Consider the following 16,811-nt stretch of genomic DNA (forward strand, 5'->3'; position numbering starts at 1 on the left):
GTTACGTTTTCCCGGTCCCGGGTCTCCCCTACAGTCCGGCGAAGGCCCGCAACTGAAGGTCCACGCTTCGGAGCATCGCCCGCCCGTCCTCGTCTTCGATATGGTCGGTCAGCGAGGACGGCAGATCATCTGGGATCGCCTTTGCGCAGGAGCATAGCGCCATGGTGACGGCTCCGAGAGAGTCGGTATCGCCGCCGCGCTTGATGGCAAATTGCAGGCGGTCCGCCATGCCGGTGAAGGTCGTGCTCGCCACGATGAAGACCGCACCTGCCGCGATTGTCCACGCAGGCATCGCCGGCACCGGAACAGGAGACCAGCGTTTGCACAGCGTCCGGTTACATTCGTCCTCGCTCGCCCAGTCTACTTCCTGCTCGAGATAGTCCGCAAGCTGGTCGATGGGGCCCTTGTCATAGATGAGGTAGTGGGCAGCGAGCGCGACTGTCTGCGCCGAAGACGCGGCCGCCCCCGAATGAGTGGACACGCACTGCGCCGTGGCGGCCATGCGGACAATGTCCTCGTTTGGCAGGAATCCGAGCGGAGCGACGCCCATAACCGCACCGTTGGTCGCACGCCGACGGAGCGCCAGCATGAACTGAAGCGGCGAGGATTCACGATGAGCGTCGAGATGGGCCTGGAAGCCACGCGACCAGCCCTTACGTCCATCCAGAGCATGGATGCGCTGATAGGCGGCCGCGTAGGCGGCCGGGTCGTACCAACCGCTTGGCGAACCCAGCACAACCGCCGAATTGGCAAGAGTCCGCAAGGTGTCGTCGGTATAGCGTCCGGCCGGGTACTCGGGGTAGCGCGGATTAACGCGGAACGCGCTGAGGTCGTTTGCCGCGTGCTGAGCAGACGGTCCGTCAGCGAACTCCCAGCCGAGCCCGTAAGCGTCGCCGATGGCGGTATGCAGGATCATGTCGGGTCCTTTGGTTTCTGCGGGCAGATGGTACGAGAGATTGCTGCGCGCGTCCTGGCGAAACCGAGCAGGTCGCAGGCACAAGCTGCCGCCCGGGCGCCAGGGCCCGGGCGCCTTCGGCTATGCGGCTTCTGGAACGGGACGCGTATCGAGGATCTGGTCGACCAAGCCGAAAGCCTTGGCCTCATCTGCTTCCAGAAAGGTGTCGCGATCCATCTTGCGCTCAACCTCGTCCAGAGGCTGGCCAGTGTATTTGACGTATAGGTTGTTGAGGCTGGTGCGCATCCGCAAGATCTCGCGAGCCTGGATCTCGATGTCCGAAGCCATGCCGCGCGCACCGCCCGACGGCTGGTGGATCATGATCCGGGAATTCGCCATCGCGATGCGTTTCCCCGGGGCGCCGGCCGCAAGAAGAAGGCTGCCCATCGACGCCGCCTGGCCGAGACATACCGTGCTGACGTCTGGGCGGATGTACTGCATGGTGTCGTGGATCGCCATGCCTGCAGTGACCACGCCGCCCGGCGAGTTGATGTACATGAAGATGTCCTTCTTCGGGTTCTCTGACTCGAGGAAGAGCAGCTGGGCGCAGATCAGGGATGCCATATCGTCCTCGACCCCACCGGTCACGAAGATGATGCGCTCGCGCAGAAGGCGCGAGAAGATGTCGAACGAACGCTCGCCGCGGGAGGACTGCTCGACGACCATGGGAACAAGACCGGCGAGGGGCGAGAAGGGGTCAAAACTCAAGGTATTCTCCTGTGTGGTGTACGTGCCGGCGCGAAAGGGAAGCCTGCTGTTCAAGGCGGCCGTACGCGCATCTGCCGTGCGCTGTTTACGAGAACCAGTATTCCGGATTGAACCGGATAGGATGGGACGCGGGTTAGTCTGCGGCTGCCTTCAGTATCGATGCCAGTTCATCGACAATCGCAGCGAGCATCGCGTGATCCAGCGAGGCTGGATCTTCAAGCTCGTCCTCGCGATCCCGGGTCGTGAGCTCCTTGGCGATCTCCCGCATTACAGCGCGGATCGCCTCGCTGTTCCAGACGGCCCGAGCGCCAGCGCACTGTATCAGGTAGTTTGCCCGGCCGGTCTCACGTAGGCGTGCTTCGAGGAAGGCCACGCGGTCTTCGGCTGAGGTTGGGCCGGGGCTCGGGGGGAGCGCCACCTTGTCCGGTTGCCCCAGAGCAGACGCGAAAGGGATCGCGATCGCGTCCTCGAGCTTCTCGGCGATGGCTGCGAGGTCTGGGTCTTCGGGCAGGTTTCTGATGAGATCGCGGATGCCCGTCCGCAATCGCATGTTGTTCCATTCGACCTTTGCCGCCCCGCCTCGCAGCAGGGTGTGGTTACGGAGACATGCAGCAAGCTCCGCTTCAAGTCTGGCGAGCCGAGCCTCCGGCTTGTCCATGCCGGCGTCGCGATCGCCGGCGTGCGTCCTAGCAAGCATCATGCTGCACTTCCGTTCTGATCATGTCGACACGCTTCGCCGACAGCTCGAGCAAACGTTCGATTGCTGCGTCGAACTCTGCCTGGGTCCGCGGCATAGGGACGGATGCGGCGAGTGAGTTCGCCCAGCGGTCGAAATATCCATCGCAGATGTCCATGCGCGCGATATGGGGCAGCACGCGGAACCGGCGCCGTCCGTCGGCAGTGCCTGCGGTCAGCTTAGTCCTGCGGCTGGAGCCATCAATGTAGTTATGCCTGCGCCACGCCCTGTGCATACCAAAGCCCTTCGACTGGTAAATGCCCGCGCGCTCAAACCAATGGCGCATGGCTCCCGGCACGCGCCGGTTCTGGTCGATCAGGACCATTCGCTTTTCGAAGTTCCGCTCCACCGAGCGCTGCCAGGTAATGTACCAATCACCAAGGCTCACTGAGATCGAGGCTTCGCCTTCCCCTTCGGCCACGAGGGCCAGACACATAGCCGCGGACCGGAGTTCCTCGATATCGTGAGCCAGCGGGAAGTCTTCGCCGAGGAGCTTTGCCACGGTGTCGACGTCGGCTTGACTGAGATACCTATGAGGTTTGCAAAGGACTTCCTCTCGGATCCACTCGCACAACAGGGGGTATCCAGGTCCGAATGGCTCGAAGTCGCCCTTGGTCTCCCCGATGTAGGAAAGCAGGGCCCTTGCACGCTCGCTCAGGCGTGAGTGATTTCCATGATTCATGACCTGGTCCATTTCTTTTCCCATCGTTCTTCGGTTCAGTTCGCCAATCCGTCAGGCGGACCATTTCCGCTGCCGTCATTTCCCGCGAAGGCATGTGATGCGTCGGCCTGACCGCTGGAGTCCGGCCGACCAGCAGAAGGATCTGCTCGCCGGGTCTAGCAGCCTGTGCACTGACCTCTGGTTTTCCTTCCCGTGAATGTCTTTGCCGTTTTCCGTGCTTGGGACATCAAAAATGGGGCCTGCTGTCCTTGACGATCCTTCGTCTCAATTTGCTGGCGAGCCGCCACGGGACGCGGGGAGCAGACGATTCAGATGGACCAACGCCAGGTAGAACAAGCTGGATACTCCAGCCGAAATGCCAACCCAATGAATGAACACTCCGTCGGTGAACATCGTGCAGGATCCAACGACGATCAGCGGCCCGATGGTCGCGAATAGAAGAGGGTGGCGATCTACCCATGAGCCGTACAACCAGATCACGGATGCTAGAACGACCATCCACGGGAGAGACACCAAGGCGCCGAGCAAGAAGCCGACGAACACACCGCCAAGGCTGAAACTGGAGGTCGTCCCGAGCGTCATCGCGACGCTAGTTGCAAAGAGGCCAAGGCAATGGGCTGCAAGCACCCGAAAGGCTGTCCGCATTCTCATTCATCACTCCCGGAGGTCAAGATCGGCCGCCCACAGGAAGCTATACCTTTTCCGCTCTCGTCAGCGTCTCGTCGGCCGACTTGCGATGACCGCAAAGAGAGGATCTGATAAGGGCTGCTCACACAAGTTCGAGCGGAGGCGCACTTCAACAGTTTGGGAGGGGAAAAGATGGAGAAAATGTACCCGCGCATTCTGCTGGACTGCATCCGGGATAATCGCCTGCCCTCGCCCGATGAGGTGGAGACTATTGCAAGAACGATAAGGCGGGAAGCGTTTCCAAACGGCGACCCGGACCGGGCTGCTCGTAGGCTGGCGGAGATCGCTCTGATCGGCTCACTTCGGTCCGATAAGGCTCCGCTTCCCTGAAAGTCGCGTCGGCTGCGCGTTACTCGAACGGCCCCGACTGCGACGATCTAAGGCGGGGTGGGGCTCAGCCGTTCAAATAGGTCGCCATTGGCTTTCCGGCGTCGCGAAAGAGATGAATCTCGGTGGACTCGGGGAACACGACCTTGATCGAGTGTTTGCCGGCCTTCGCGATGTGCACGTCAGGGGCAAGCCCGTTACGGTTGTCGATCAGCCATGCGTTGCTGGTCTTGCCCGTTTTTCCGGAGGTCACCCGAACGGCGGCGTGTCGACCGTTGGTCATGAGCTGAGCGACGTCGAGCACGCCATCTTGATCATAGTCGACTTTGAGCGTCCGTCCGGCCCCGCTCGGGCGCCAGGGCAGGCTCACGTCGACCGGATTCCTGCTGACGATTGCACCGATGGTCTTCGGGCCGTCCTCGTCTTCTACCTGTTCCTGGACGGGCAGAGTTGGAAGAGCGAGTGCCTGCGGCGCACAGAGAAGCCCCAACACGAGAATGGCAATGCGCATGAGATTTTCCCCTCTGATTGTTATTCTTGTACTGTTTTCCCTCGAAGTCGAGGTTGCTTACGGCGGAAAGCCTGTGCGCTTGCTGAATGCCGTCTGGCAAACCTAAGTCGACTGCGACGATGGCAAGAAGAAGCCCGAGGCGTCAGGGCTCGACGTAGGACTTGCCGAACCTTTGGGCCATGTCGACGGCAAGCTCCGGCGTTAACTGGACTCCCAAGACCGAGGTCTTGTCGAGCGCATTAGCTGCCCGATCGAACAAGGCCACGCATTTTCCTGCGTTGAACCGGGACGTGTAAGCGATGCCGTCGGCAAGGGTGTTGGCGTGGATGTAGGCGCTGAGCCCCCAGGTCGTGGCGTAGTTGTCTCCCAGTACGTCTGCGAGCGTCAGCCCGTGTGCCGATAGACCGGCATCGTCGAGTGGGTAGAGATGGAGAGTTCGCCTTGCCTTCAGCTCGCTGCGCGCGCGCGCTGCCACATCGGTCGAGAGGACGTCGGTGACGGTGGGCACGCGGACGAGCGTTTCGCCAAAGGAGGTTTCGAGCTCTCGCGCCAGATAGAGCAGCTTGTAGACGCCGCCCGGATCATCATAGCGCAACTCGGGCTCAAGACCGGACGGGCCGAAGAAAACGGGATCGTGGATCAGGCGGTGGATGCGGTGAAAAACCGTGCCGGCGGGCACGTCGCGCAAGGGGAGTGGCGGCACTGGCGGATCACCGTGCCCAACCACGGACCAGCCGTACAAGCTGGGTCTGGACATCTGGGTCGACGCCCTTTGCCAGCAGGGAAAGGATCGAGGCCGGCGGGTCACCGAAGCCCGTGAGCGGTGCCAACAGCAGCTGGAGTTGACCCCACGGGTCCATATCGCCGAAGGCGGTGAGAATGGGTTTCAACCCGGGCACGACGGCCCCGCCGGCAAACTGAGCTGCTGGGTAGCGGATCTCATTGCCATACGGGACTCCCAGTACCTGGCCACGCTGACGCTGCTTTGCGAGTGCCATCGGGGTCACGCCTAGCAATTCGGCAACGTCAGCTCGGGTGAACATACCGCCAGCCTTTTTGGCGAGATCAGATCGGAAGTCCGTGGTTCGTGCCTTGGCGGCCCGCTCGGCAGCAAGACGCTCTGGCGGGGCCGGCGGTAGATCTCGTGGAGCAACGGCGAGGGCCTGAGCGGGGTCGCCGGCCCCGACGATAGCTTCGAGTGTCGCGTCGCTGGCGCTTTCTACAGCGCTCGTAATGGCGCGGGTGAGCACCTCGATGGCGCTCCGCCGAAGCGATCTATCTCGAAGGACGTGCGGCTGGCGAGGAGTAGGTACTGCCGGTTCCATGGCGTTGTCCTTTCTGTCGCCACTATAAAGAGACGGGACCGATGCGACAACCCTGCCCGGGAGCTCCGGGTCCTTGCCGTCAAAACGGCTCACTTCTGCCGCTCGTGACAGTTTGCCTTGGGGGCGTGCCAGGGCCCCGTCGTCCTGCAAATTACAGAAGCCTGCCGGATAGCCCCGGGGCACGCCTCGGTTCGTCGCAAAGATTCGGTGGCGCCCCGGGGCAAACTGTCACGAGCGACCGACTCGGCTCCGTTCGTCGCAACGGCGGATAATGGGGTGCTTGTCAAGAGATTCAGCACTGAGATAGCTGAGGCCCAAAGGAGGAACGCATGGGGAACTCGGCGATCAATGTGGGAGATATCCTGGACACGCTCTCAATGCGATCGAAGCGACCCCGGTACGCTTTCATGGTTCTGATGCTGCTCGCGGAACAGGCCGGGGCAGGAAACCAGGCGGGGCCGTTCGTGAGGGAAGGGGAGAGGGCGCTTCCGCTGCGTGAGTGGATCGGCGACCGACTATCGCGGATGTCAGGCAGGGACACACGCAGGCGGCGGCTGGAAGCGCGCATCCGGGCATCGTTGCCTGAACTTCCCGATGACCTGATCGAAGCGCAGAAGATTGTCGACGAAGCTGTTGCAGAACATGTGCGCAGCACCGGCGCGGATAACGCGAGCCGTGTGATGGTCGAGCTCGAACGGTGTGGGTACTTGAAGCGCCACTACCAGGGCTATCGGACCGACCACACCAATCGAGGGGGCCTGAGGCACCTGGTGTGCGTGCTCGACGGCGATGCTATCGCAGCACTGCGGCGGCGGGACCGGCTTGTCTGATCTGTGTAGTCAACCGGCGCGGTCATTCTCCCAGCGCCATAGATCGATGACGCTCCTGAAGAACTGCGCAGCTTGGCGAAGCGCCAAACGAAGAGCGCCGGCGAAGCAGGACGAATCCTGAACCGCGCCGGCGCTCACTCAATGTGCGATGGTGGGGGTGTTATCCCGCGTTGGCAGCGCCCGCGGTCCGCCCGCCGCGCTTGCCCTTGTCAGCTGCCGGCTTGCGGCCGAGGCCGATCTTCTTGGCCATGGCGCGACGCGCCTCCGAGTAGCCTTCAGCAACCATCGGATAGTCGGCCTTGAGATTGTAGCGCTCGCGATACTGCTCGGGGGTCAAGCCGTGACCGGCCAGGTGACGGCGCAGCGTCTTGTACGGCTTGCCGTCAATCATCGACACGATGTGGTCCTTAGAAGCCAGCGACTTGCGGACGCTGACGGCCGGCGTGTACGTTTCCGCTACTGCTTCGGGGGCTTCCTGAGCGCCACCTTCCGCCCCGAGAGCGGAGACAGTGCTGTGGATCTGCTTGATGAACTCGAGAGCCTCTTCGGTGGTGACCCGGTTGTTGTTGTTGCTCAACCACGCGATGGCGATTTCGGTGGTGAGCTCGACGGGGTTCACCGTGTTTTCGTCTGACATTGCTACTCCGGTACGCTAGTGGGGACAGAGGGTTGCTACGTTACCCCTGTTACCAATTGCGCTTAGCAAAGGACGATGCACTTCGTCAATTCTCCTGGGTTTTGACTTACTCGTTCGTTCGTAGAAGCGGTTCCGCATCACTTCAAAACGACGGCTACTGAGCGATTAGGGAGCCGAAAGCCAGAACGCCGAGCCCCATTCGTACAGATCAGCGGGGCTTACGAGTATTTACGTGAGCACAGGAAATTGAGCGCGGGTGAGCTGAATCCGCCTTCAGATTGCGATCGCGCCGGAAATATCCCGGCCAAGAGAGCAAAGTTAATGGCGCCGAAACGTGTTCCGGTGCCTTGGCCGTATGTGAATGCTTAGCTTGACCATTACTCGCCTATTACATGTGCGCGGACGAGCGGGCCATGTAATATGAACCGCGCGGACGTGATTGCTGGCGAAACAGTTTGCCGCACCGACCGCAGTTCAAGTGCTTCCGGACGCTACCCAATCAAATGAGTGTAGCTATGTAAGAGAACACTCTCGAGGGACGATCGAGGGGCGGCGGTCTCGGGGGTAGTGGCCTAGCATATGTTTGGAGAAGATGGAGCTGCGGTTGATCGCCTGCGACGGTGGCGTTTAGTTTGTGTTTGATCAGGATTGGAGCCCGCCGGAGAGGTCGCGCGCACCAACGTTCGGGCGAGTCCGGCGGTTGCGCGGGCACCGCATAAGACTCGAACGGGAAGAACCTTCCTAGTAAAACGAGGGCATAGTGAGGTAGCCCGGCTCTACGGCGAGTCACTCGGTGGTCCCTGCAAGAAACGCGTTGGTTACCGCTGCGGTTTAACCTGAGACGGCTGTTGCGTTCCTATCGCGGGGTCGTCATCGTTCGGGAATGTTCAGGGACGAGGTCCGGCAAGCGCGGCGTTACAAGCTGTATGGGGACGTGTCTCTGGCGCTTCCGATCAGCTGGCAGGTCATAGGATATGGCTTGCTCGCGATGCTGCTCACCGCTGCGGTCTTCTTGTACTTTGCGTCATATTCCCGGGTGGAGGTCGTCCCTGGAAGGATTGAGCCGGACCTTGGCTCGGCGGCGGTGCTTCCATCACGAGCAGGTGTGATAATCAAGCTCCTTGCAAAGGAGGGCGATCGAGTTCGGGCCGGCGCCCCTCTGGCAATAATCCGGGCGGAGGAGATCGATCAGGGGGGCGGCCCCGGCGCTGCTCGGACGCTGGGGGCCCTGGAGCAACAAGAGAAGCAGTTACTGCTTAGGGAAAGCGCTGTTCTCGGCGGCGCCAGGGCAACGCGTGCTCGTTTTGCGGCTCAGGCTGCGGGTCTCGCCGGCGAGATAAGCGCTATCGACAGTCAGATCGCCACCCAACGAGATCTCATCGCTATCGCGGAGACCGATTTCAAACGTGCGAGGGCAATATCCGAGCGCGGCTTTGTGAGTAGGCGAGATTTGCAGACTCGGGAGGAGACACTGCTTAGTCGACAGCAGCAGCTCGCCAATCTGATCCAGTTGCGAACGGAGAAAAGCGGCAGCCTCGCAGAAGCTAAGGAGGGGGCGGTTGAAGCTGAAAACGTTGCTGCATCGACGGCAGCGCAGGTCGTAGGCGACCGGGCAAGCGTTGCTGAGCGCAAGTTCGATATCGAGGCGAATCGAGGCTATTCGTTGGTAGCGCCGGTGGGCGGGGCAGTCACTGCTGTGACTGGGCGCTTGGGTCAAGCCGTACGCCCCGATACGCCCGTGATGACGATCGTCCCGGCCGGGGCTCGACTTGAGGCACAGCTATACGTGCCGACCCGGGCCGCGGGCTTCATCACCGTTGGGGATGAAGTCCGGCTTAAGATCGATGCGTATTCGTATGAACGCTTCGGCACAATCTCAGGCAGGATTTCCAACTTCAGCAGCGCGACGATCAACTACTCGGACGGGGAGGGGAAAGAGGAGCCAGCCTATCTGGTAACGGTGGCTGTTCCGCGGCCAACCATTTACGCCTTTGGTCAGATGAGAAAGCTGCGGCCGGGCATGACGCTGACTGCCAACATCATCACGCGGCGGCAGACGCTGTTTGAACGGCTTTTTGAACCACTCTTCGCAGTAAGGCGCTAGAAGCCCATGCAGCCGATCGATTTTAGCCTCTTTGGCAGCAAGCGAATTCGGCACATTCAGCAGACGGAAATCGCTGAGTGCGGCCTCGCATGTCTTACCATGATCTCTGGATTTTATGGGAACGACGTCGAGCTAAGCACGATGAGGCGGCAATTTCCGCCGTCCTCAAGAGGAACGTCGCTGAGGAGCCTCATGACCTTGGCAGAGCAGATGGGGTTCACCAGTCGACCACTGAAGCTGCCTTTAGAAGGAATCCGAGAACTTCAGACGCCAGCGATCCTCCACTGGGACATGAACCACTTCGTCGTGCTCGAAAAGGTGTCCAAGGGGGGCGCCATGATCCTGAATCCGGCAGCGGGAAGCGCCCGCCGGATGACTATGGCGGAAATATCGGAACATTTCACTGGAGTCGCGCTAGAACTGACGCAGACTGCCACCTTTGTACCAACTGAGGCACCTCAAAAGATCAGGCTAAACCATCTGTGGTCCAGACTACGAGGTTGGAAGCGCGCTGCGGTGCAGACCCTCATATTGACGTTGGTGCTTCAGGTCTTTGCCCTGACGCTTCCGTTCTATATTCAGCTTGCTATCGATAACGTGGTACCGACAGGGGATCATAGTCTTCTGGCCGTTCTGGCAATCGGCTTCGGAGCATTCACCATATTCAACGGCGCGGCCGCGCTTCTGCGCAGCTTCGTGCTCTTGAACGCCGGCACTACTCTCGGCTTCACGCTGGCGAGTAACGTCGCGCGGAGACTCTTCCGGCTGCCGGTTACCTGGTTCGAGAGGCGTTCGGTTGGTGACGTGCTGTCACGCTTCCAGTCGGTTCAACCAATAGAGGATGCACTGACCAAGGGCATCGTGGCGGCACTGGTCGATGGGCTTCTAGCGATCCTCACCCTTGTGATCATGTGCTGGTATAGCGTTGGACTCGCTACGATAGCAGTCCTCGCGTTTGTGCTGTACACGTTAGTCCGTGCCATATCGTTCCGGGCCGAGCGTAACGCAAATGAAGCGGTCATCGTTGCAAACGGCCGAGAGCAATCAACCCTGATCGAAACCGTGCGTGGCATAACACCACTCAGGCTGTTCGGTCGGGAGTCTGAGCGTCATGTCCTTTGGCAGAATAGAATGGCCGACGAGGTAAATGCGAACGTGTCTGCTGCGCGAATACGCATCTGGCAGGAGACGTCGAACACCGTCGTATTTGGGCTCGAGAACATCATCAGCATCTGGTTGGCTATATCGCTCGTTCTCTCGGGTGGGTTCTCAATCGGCATGCTGGTAGCGTTCCTAGCCTACAAACAGCAGTTCATCGCGCGAGCAGCAGCGCTCATAGACCAGGGGATAGCCTTTCAGATGCTGGGGCTTCACCTGGAACGGCTAGGGGATATCGCTCTTGAGCCGGAAGATCATGGCCTCGACGATGTCATCACATCGGGGAGCGAGTTCTCAGGAAACGTCGAACTAAAAGGGCTGATGTTCAGGTACTCGGATGCCGATCCGATGGTTCTAAGAGGCGTCACTCTAAACATACCGGCTGGTTCCCACCTGGCGATAACGGGACCATCAGGCGGTGGGAAATCGACCTTGGCAAAAATCATCCTGGGGCTCGCCGAGCCGGCAAGCGGTGAACTTTTGGTCGATGGTGTCCCATTGAGAACGTTCGGATATAAGAATTACCGCAGGCAAATCGCCGCAGTTTTGCAGGAAGATAGTCTTTTTGCAGGCACGATCGCTGAGAACATCGCGCTTTTCGATGAGGCGGCCGACCCCGAAGCGATCGCAGAGGCTGGAAGGCAAGCCGCGATCCATAGAGACATAGAAGCCATGCCGATGAAGTACGAAACGCTCGTCGGCGACATGGGCTCGACCGTTTCCGGCGGCCAGAAAGCCCGCATCCTTCTTGCCAGGGCGTTGTACCGGAAGCCAAGGCTCATCCTTCTGGACGAGGGTACGGCGCACCTCGACGCTGAAACGGAGAGCGTCGTCAGCGCGGCGATCCGCGATCTCGGCATTACGAGGATTGTGATTGCTCACCGGCGTGAGACGATAGCGGCGGCCGATCAGAGGGTTTTTCTCGCGAACGGGATGATCTTGGGGGACGCCTAGAGCGAAACTGCGCCACGAAGGTGGCTTGCAGCAGGTTAACCGCCTGCGCCTGAGCCACTGGCCCACTTGGTCGGCTCCAGCCTGTTTTCCGAGGAAATGGTGGCGTTCGGCGAGCGTCCGGGGTCCTGCCGGGTGCCGTTCAACGACGGTTCGCTCGCCTAGGGCCGAGTGGGGTCAGGCGACTTCTATCTGGGCGGCTTCGGAAACCGGAGCTGACATGGTGCGCTCGTCATAAAACTTTCCGCCGCGCGGAGTGGGCGCGAGATCGCCATTATGAAGCCTCTCGTAACGAGCGTTATCGAGTACCTCATTGAGCACAACGTGGGCGGACAGATCCAGAGAGCGCCGTTGGGGGTTCCAGACATAGCGATCATCGCCGCTTGCCAGGTACTCGCAGAAGGGTTGGAGGAGTACGCAGTCAGGGCAGTGCTCTTCCGTCCATAGCCACTGCCCCTGCTCATTTATCTCAAAGAAGACAAACTCGCCGCTAGGGGTTTCAGCAATATCGAGCGATCCGAAGCGCAGGCCGAGATGCGCCATCATTCTCCTCGCGGCGCTGATCACGTCATCAGGAAGCGACGCCAGGCGAAGGTTCTCGAGATACGCCATATCGGCGCGCCAATCGCTTTCCGCCGGGCCATTCAGCTTCGTGGAATCGATCGCCACTGCGCCCACGTGGCCCGCAAATAGGGTCACCCGGTATTCCGCCTTCTTAGTGATGTACTCCTGATAGATGTGAGGCATGATCTCACAAGAAGCAGGTTCCGAGAGGTCGCTGAGCGAGATTTTCGTGTTGAGTGCATGGCGAATGCCCTCGTCCGTTAGCCACCCCTTGGGGTAGTACCCCTTCATGCAGACATCGCCTACGCGTTCTGCAAAATCCCGCACATCTTCGAACTTATTTGAGATGAGAGTTTGAGGTATTCTGAACCCCGCCTTCTTGGCGGCCTGTAGCTGCGTGAGTTTGTTCGATGATATACGAGCGGAGGAGATTGGATTCACTGGAAAGCCTTGTTCAAGCAAGGCATGAATACCGGCCAAAACAGCGTTGGTTGACTCCCGTATGAGGGCGGCATCCGCTGGATGCGAGAAGGACGGAAGCCGCTTTTCGCCCGTAATCCTGCGGTTCCAGGAGGCGGATATGTCGGCAATTTTGCCTGTGAAGCTGCCAATGGTCACGACAGGGTCGTCGAGATACTCGACCGACATATAGTCACGCTGCAGAACCGTTGAAGTATCGAACAGAACTGGCCGATGCCCCGTCCGCCTCAGGACGTAGTCTACCGAGGAAGCATGAACATCAACGGGGTGCGTGAAAATGATGACATTGGCAGGGGGCATGGGATGTCCGATCATCTCGCGAGGGAAGGCTGCCTCTCTCGAAGCCTCGGGGCGGCCGGCAGCTCGTTCGAAGTCGTAGGCACCGTTTGCCGAATCCAACAATTGTGAATCCACGGTCTCCGTGCTCGCGACGCGCACCCGCGATAACGACGGGTGGTGCGGCCGATCGTCTGCCTCAGAACGACCGCACCCCCTGTTCGACGTTAATCGTCGCTGGGCTTGGTGCCCTCGTATTCCCACACGTTACCGCCCCCCTGGGGCCGGCAATACTTGGCCGTGCTGGCCGCGCCGCCGCCGCCAACGTCCGAGATTTCTTCCTCGTTGAGTTCGGTTGCCTTCTGACGAAGCAGTGGTCGTACCGTCGTAGACATAGCAATGTCCTCTTGTGGTCGCATGTTACAGTTGACATGGGACTACCGACTCATGTCGACCGCGACTTGGACTCTGCCGGTTGCTTGAAATAAATCAACTTCGGCTTCTACGTATTTACTCCGCCTTTAGCTACAACCGCATTATGGGTCGGCGCGAGCAAAGGTCCGCTCGAACGACGTACAAGGCGGGAGGTGGACACATGCGACGGCGAGGGATCCTGACCCTCTTGGCAGCGGCGGCACTACTGGCGCCGTCTCCGGGGGCAAGTGCTCAAGAGGGGGACGTAATCGCAGCCTACAAGATGCTGCAGGAGGGTCGGGACCTTTCCGCGATCGAACAGTTTCGGGAGATGGCAGCACCATCTGCGGGCAGACCAGCTGATGAAGCTGCTGCTCAGAGGCTACAGCAGTACGGGCCTCGGCTGGACGGGATCCCGGTATTTACCGCGGCGCCCACCGGGGAAGATGCGAGCCAGGAGGATGTCGCTGCGGTTCGTTCTGCAGAGCTAAGACCCGCGGTTCAGACCATCGTTGACATGGCCAAGGGACGTCGGATCGTCATACTGAATGAAGCGCATGATGACCCTGAACATCGAGGCTTCGCCCGGTCGGTACTGACAGCGTTGCGATCTGCCGGCTTTTCGAAGCTGGCTGTCGAGACCTTCAATAACGATGAAGATGCGACATTCACGGACATGACGCGCTTGCGGAAGAGCGGGCATCCGGTCCGCACCACCGGTGCCTACATCGGCGATCCGGTATTCGGGGATATGGTCCGGCATGCAATGTCGCTCGGGTATGAACCGGTCGCTTATGAGCAGACCTTTGCCCAGTCCCAGAAAGATGGCTCTGGCATCGAAGCCCGCGAAGAGGCTCAGGCTACCAACTTGGCGAAAGCGATGGCAAAGGATCCGAACGCCCGGTTCGCGATCTATGTGGGCTATAGCCACACGGCAAAGAGACCATTGGATCGGGATGGAAAGGCCGTCGCCTGGATGGCTGCTCGGCTTTGGGAGAAGACAGGTAGTGAGCCCCTGACAATCGATCAGACCGGCTTGGGGTCAACAACCCAGACCCGCGCATCTGCAACGCTTCGGGAGGCCGCACGCCGGAAAGGAGTCACCGAGCCGAGCATCTTGTATGCTGAGGGAAAGCCCTTGGTGTTTGGCAAATGGCGCGGGGTGGTCGATCTCCAGGTAATCCACCCGGCAACCACACTCGTTCACGGCCGTCCGATGTGGCTGACCAGAATAGGCCGGCACGCTCAGAAGCCGAATCCCACGCTGTATCCAGCGCGCGGCCGTGCCTTGGTGCAGGCGTTTCTCGTTGGCGAGGGAAACGATGCGATCCCGATCGACCAGGTTGTGCTGCGAGACGAAAGCAGCCCGTGGTTTATGTTGCCCGATAAGCCGGTGCGCTTCGTGGTGAAAGAGGTCGTAGAGTAAGGGCACGATCGGTGCAGGGTGAAATCGTGCACCTCATGCCGCCCTGCCGAATACACACCGGTCAGTTCGATACTTGTAGTTATGTTAAACGGGATTGCAGATCTGAAGCGCGCTTGTGTAGCGGCCGGCCGACGCGTCACAGGTCCGATCAGGCAACCCGCTCTACGCTGTAGTTTGGTGTGCCCGCCCAGATCAGCCGGTAGACGGCGCCCTGAGTGACATTCTGGACCGCGTGCGGCCACAGAACGGCAAGGCAGGTTCCACCAGGCCGCCGAACGGACGGATAGATGATGCCATTGACGTCGGCAGCCATGGCTTCCTCGGCGAGCAGATTGCCTGCGGGGTAGCCGATCTTTGGATTAGGATCGAGGCACTCGGCCGTTGCACCGCGCAGATCTACGAATGCGCCGATGAAGTCGGCGAAGAGCTCGGCGTATTCAACGACGCCCTCAAAGCTGGACACCTCGCTGAAATGATGCGTCATGTGGTGCCCGACTTCAGCGATCGCGGTTTCCGTGTCGAGGGCTGCATACCAGGCGCCACGGGACGTGCCATTGAAGCGGTTCGGCGACCGCGGCTGGGCGTAAACGAAGGCTGCGTTGATGAAGCCCTGGTTCGGCCGCCCTGCGATCAAGGAGCCAGAGCTCAGACCTTCCACGCCACGGGATTGCGCGACAAGGCGGCGGCTCGTCGCGCCTTCGATCTCCGCCAGCTCGTCGGCTTCCTCGTCTGTGTCGATGAGCCCAGACATGGCTGCTTCCCGCAGACGTGCGGTGGATACGAGGCGGACTGTGCGCGGGAAGGATTCACTGACCTGTGGGAATTGCTCCAGCATATGGATCAGAGCCCCCCGCGCATTGCGTCGACGTGACGGCGGACATCAACCATCATCAGAATGCCGCCCTCGATCATGGCTTCAACGGCGCTGCGGCCGTTAAACAGCGGGTTCTTGTTGGGCAGCCGCGGCCACCGCTCGGCCATACCGTCGGCGAACAGCAGCTTCAGGCCTTTGTAGACGCCCACAACCGCAGATGTCCTCGTCAGCTGGTCTTGGCTGAGCGTCCCTTCCCAGCGTCCAGCCTTGATCCTGTCCCAGGTGCTGGCGGATACGCCAAGGAGAGCTGCGCTTTCCTGGTTATCGAGCTGCCATGCTTGCGCGATCCGGACAAAGGCCTTCAGCGCCGTCGGTGTCAGGCGCCGACGATCGTCTTCGGATGCAAAGGTTTGGACCCCATCGTCGGAGCTCGTCGGCCGGCGACCGTCGATCGAGATAACTTGGTTCATATCGCACCTCCTGATGAGAATATGCGCATCTTTTGACGTGATTACAAGAGGCATCCGCCGGTGGCTCGGTTCTGACGTGCGCCGCCCTCGAGCGCCCTCACCCTTTCGCTTTGCCGAGCAAACAGGTGGTGGTAAGGTATGAGTGCTGAAGGTAGTGTCTCGAAGAGCACGACGAGCTGGTGATAGGGCTGTTGCTGCCCCGTAGGGTTCGAATCCCACGCCACCTTCAGCACATTACGCCCCCTGCCCGCTTACAGCTTGCCGGCTTCGCTTGCCGCCTTAGCGCTGTAGACGATGTTTAGGCCCTGAAGGAGCGAGTTGTTAAACCAGTTGATCGAGATGTCGGTGCCGTCCTTCGTCACCCAGTCCGCGCGGCGTCCGAGTTCGCTGGGCGCTTCGCCGATCTCAGGTCCGTACTTCGACCGAACGGAGTTCACCAGGTCGTTGTAGTCGAGGCGCAGCGGCTTATCGATCATGCGCATCATGACGCTCTTCAAACGCTCGTTCTCGAAGATGAAGCAGACTTCGAACCGTCGAGCGCCGATCGTGTAGTTGTCGATACGCGCCAGGCACGGCGCGAGCGGGCCGAAACCACTCTCTGGATCATGGACCTGCTTCGCGTCAGGAACGGTCGTGAGCACCTCGGAGACGGTCATGTCGGTCGACGTGCCCTGGAATAGCGGCGTTGCCACCGCGGCAGGTGAGAGGAGCATAAGCACGGTCGCGAATACGATCTTGAACAACAATTTCCCTTTC

18 protein-coding genes are annotated in these 16,811 nt (G+C 60.3%); 4 read left to right on the forward strand and 14 right to left on the reverse strand.

Annotated features, from left to right (window positions below; all coding sequences use genetic code 11):
* Window positions 1-28: 28 nt before the first annotated feature.
* The 8 genes from QP045_RS02645 to QP045_RS02680 form a co-directional block, all read right to left on the reverse strand.
* Entirely contained in the window at window positions 29-916 is an 888-nt protein-coding gene (locus QP045_RS02645; RefSeq protein WP_422513403.1) for an ADP-ribosylglycohydrolase family protein, read from the reverse strand.
* 120 nt (window positions 917-1,036) lie between these two features.
* Entirely contained in the window at window positions 1,037-1,621 is a 585-nt protein-coding gene (locus tag QP045_RS02650) for an ATP-dependent Clp protease proteolytic subunit (protein WP_422513404.1), read from the reverse strand.
* A 175-nt stretch (window positions 1,622-1,796) separates the two neighbouring features.
* On the reverse strand, window positions 1,797-2,321 hold the full coding sequence (locus QP045_RS02655; RefSeq protein ID WP_422513405.1) for a hypothetical protein: 525 nt from the start codon (window positions 2,319-2,321) through the stop codon (window positions 1,797-1,799).
* Between the two features lie 28 nt (window positions 2,322-2,349).
* Window positions 2,350-3,093: a hypothetical protein gene (locus QP045_RS02660; protein WP_422513406.1), complete on the reverse strand. Its 744-nt coding sequence runs from the start codon at window positions 3,091-3,093 to the stop codon at window positions 2,350-2,352.
* 252 nt (window positions 3,094-3,345) lie between these two features.
* Window positions 3,346-3,663: a hypothetical protein gene (locus QP045_RS02665; protein WP_422513407.1), complete on the reverse strand. Its 318-nt coding sequence runs from the start codon at window positions 3,661-3,663 to the stop codon at window positions 3,346-3,348.
* A 499-nt stretch (window positions 3,664-4,162) separates the two neighbouring features.
* On the reverse strand, window positions 4,163-4,606 hold the full coding sequence (locus tag QP045_RS02670) for a hypothetical protein (protein ID WP_422513408.1): 444 nt from the start codon (window positions 4,604-4,606) through the stop codon (window positions 4,163-4,165).
* Between the two features lie 142 nt (window positions 4,607-4,748).
* Window positions 4,749-5,285 carry an RES family NAD+ phosphorylase gene (locus QP045_RS02675; RefSeq protein WP_422513520.1) on the reverse strand — a complete coding sequence of 179 codons (537 nt, stop codon included), beginning with the start codon at window positions 5,283-5,285 and terminating at the stop codon, window positions 4,749-4,751.
* 31 nt (window positions 5,286-5,316) lie between these two features.
* Window positions 5,317-5,604 carry a hypothetical protein gene (locus tag QP045_RS02680; protein ID WP_422513409.1) on the reverse strand — a complete coding sequence of 96 codons (288 nt, stop codon included), beginning with the start codon at window positions 5,602-5,604 and terminating at the stop codon, window positions 5,317-5,319.
* A gap of 734 nt (window positions 5,605-6,338) precedes the next feature.
* Between QP045_RS02680 and QP045_RS02685 the strand changes: the two genes are divergently transcribed.
* On the forward strand, window positions 6,339-6,761 hold the full coding sequence (locus tag QP045_RS02685; protein WP_422513410.1) for a hypothetical protein: 423 nt from the start codon (window positions 6,339-6,341) through the stop codon (window positions 6,759-6,761).
* A gap of 160 nt (window positions 6,762-6,921) precedes the next feature.
* Here QP045_RS02685 and QP045_RS02690 read toward each other — a convergent pair whose 3' ends face one another.
* Window positions 6,922-7,398: a MucR family transcriptional regulator gene (locus QP045_RS02690; RefSeq protein ID WP_422513411.1), complete on the reverse strand. Its 477-nt coding sequence runs from the start codon at window positions 7,396-7,398 to the stop codon at window positions 6,922-6,924.
* 883 nt (window positions 7,399-8,281) lie between these two features.
* On the opposite strand from QP045_RS02690, the gene QP045_RS02695 reads away from it, so the two are divergent.
* Both QP045_RS02695 and QP045_RS02700 read left to right on the forward strand, forming a co-directional pair.
* A complete protein-coding gene (locus QP045_RS02695; protein ID WP_422513412.1) occupies window positions 8,282-9,502 on the forward strand; it encodes an HlyD family secretion protein in 1,221 nt (406 codons plus the stop codon).
* Window positions 9,503-9,508: 6 nt separating this feature from the next.
* Window positions 9,509-11,614 carry a peptidase domain-containing ABC transporter gene (locus QP045_RS02700; RefSeq protein WP_422513413.1) on the forward strand — a complete coding sequence of 702 codons (2,106 nt, stop codon included), beginning with the start codon at window positions 9,509-9,511 and terminating at the stop codon, window positions 11,612-11,614.
* 174 nt (window positions 11,615-11,788) lie between these two features.
* Here the strand turns inward: QP045_RS02700 and QP045_RS02705 are convergent, their stop codons facing one another.
* On the reverse strand, window positions 11,789-13,069 hold the full coding sequence (locus QP045_RS02705; RefSeq protein WP_422513414.1) for an ATP-grasp domain-containing protein: 1,281 nt from the start codon (window positions 13,067-13,069) through the stop codon (window positions 11,789-11,791).
* Window positions 13,070-13,158: 89 nt separating this feature from the next.
* Window positions 13,159-13,326 (reverse strand): hypothetical protein, encoded by a 168-nt coding sequence (locus QP045_RS02710; protein ID WP_422513415.1) that lies wholly within the window; start codon window positions 13,324-13,326, stop codon window positions 13,159-13,161.
* A gap of 536 nt (window positions 13,327-13,862) precedes the next feature.
* Here QP045_RS02710 and QP045_RS02715 point away from each other — a divergent pair.
* Window positions 13,863-14,771, forward strand: coding sequence for a hypothetical protein (locus QP045_RS02715; RefSeq protein WP_422513416.1), 909 nt, complete (start codon window positions 13,863-13,865; stop codon window positions 14,769-14,771).
* A gap of 148 nt (window positions 14,772-14,919) precedes the next feature.
* On the opposite strand, the gene QP045_RS02720 is transcribed toward QP045_RS02715, so the two are convergent.
* The 3 genes from QP045_RS02720 to QP045_RS02730 all read right to left on the reverse strand — a co-directional run bounded on the left by QP045_RS02720 (window position 14,920) and on the right by QP045_RS02730 (window position 16,798).
* Window positions 14,920-15,606, reverse strand: a complete 687-nt coding sequence (locus QP045_RS02720) for an RES family NAD+ phosphorylase (protein ID WP_422513417.1) — start codon at window positions 15,604-15,606, stop codon at window positions 14,920-14,922.
* 5 nt (window positions 15,607-15,611) lie between these two features.
* Entirely contained in the window at window positions 15,612-16,109 is a 498-nt protein-coding gene (locus QP045_RS02725; RefSeq protein ID WP_422513418.1) for an antitoxin Xre-like helix-turn-helix domain-containing protein, read from the reverse strand.
* Between the two features lie 197 nt (window positions 16,110-16,306).
* Complete coding sequence (locus QP045_RS02730; protein WP_422513419.1) at window positions 16,307-16,798, reverse strand: hypothetical protein; 492 nt, start codon at window positions 16,796-16,798, stop codon at window positions 16,307-16,309.
* Window positions 16,799-16,811 lie beyond the last annotated feature (13 nt).

This window comes from Sphingomonas sp. 3-13AW (assembly GCF_049311085.1).
Lineage (GTDB): Bacteria > Pseudomonadota > Alphaproteobacteria > Sphingomonadales > Sphingomonadaceae > Sphingomonas.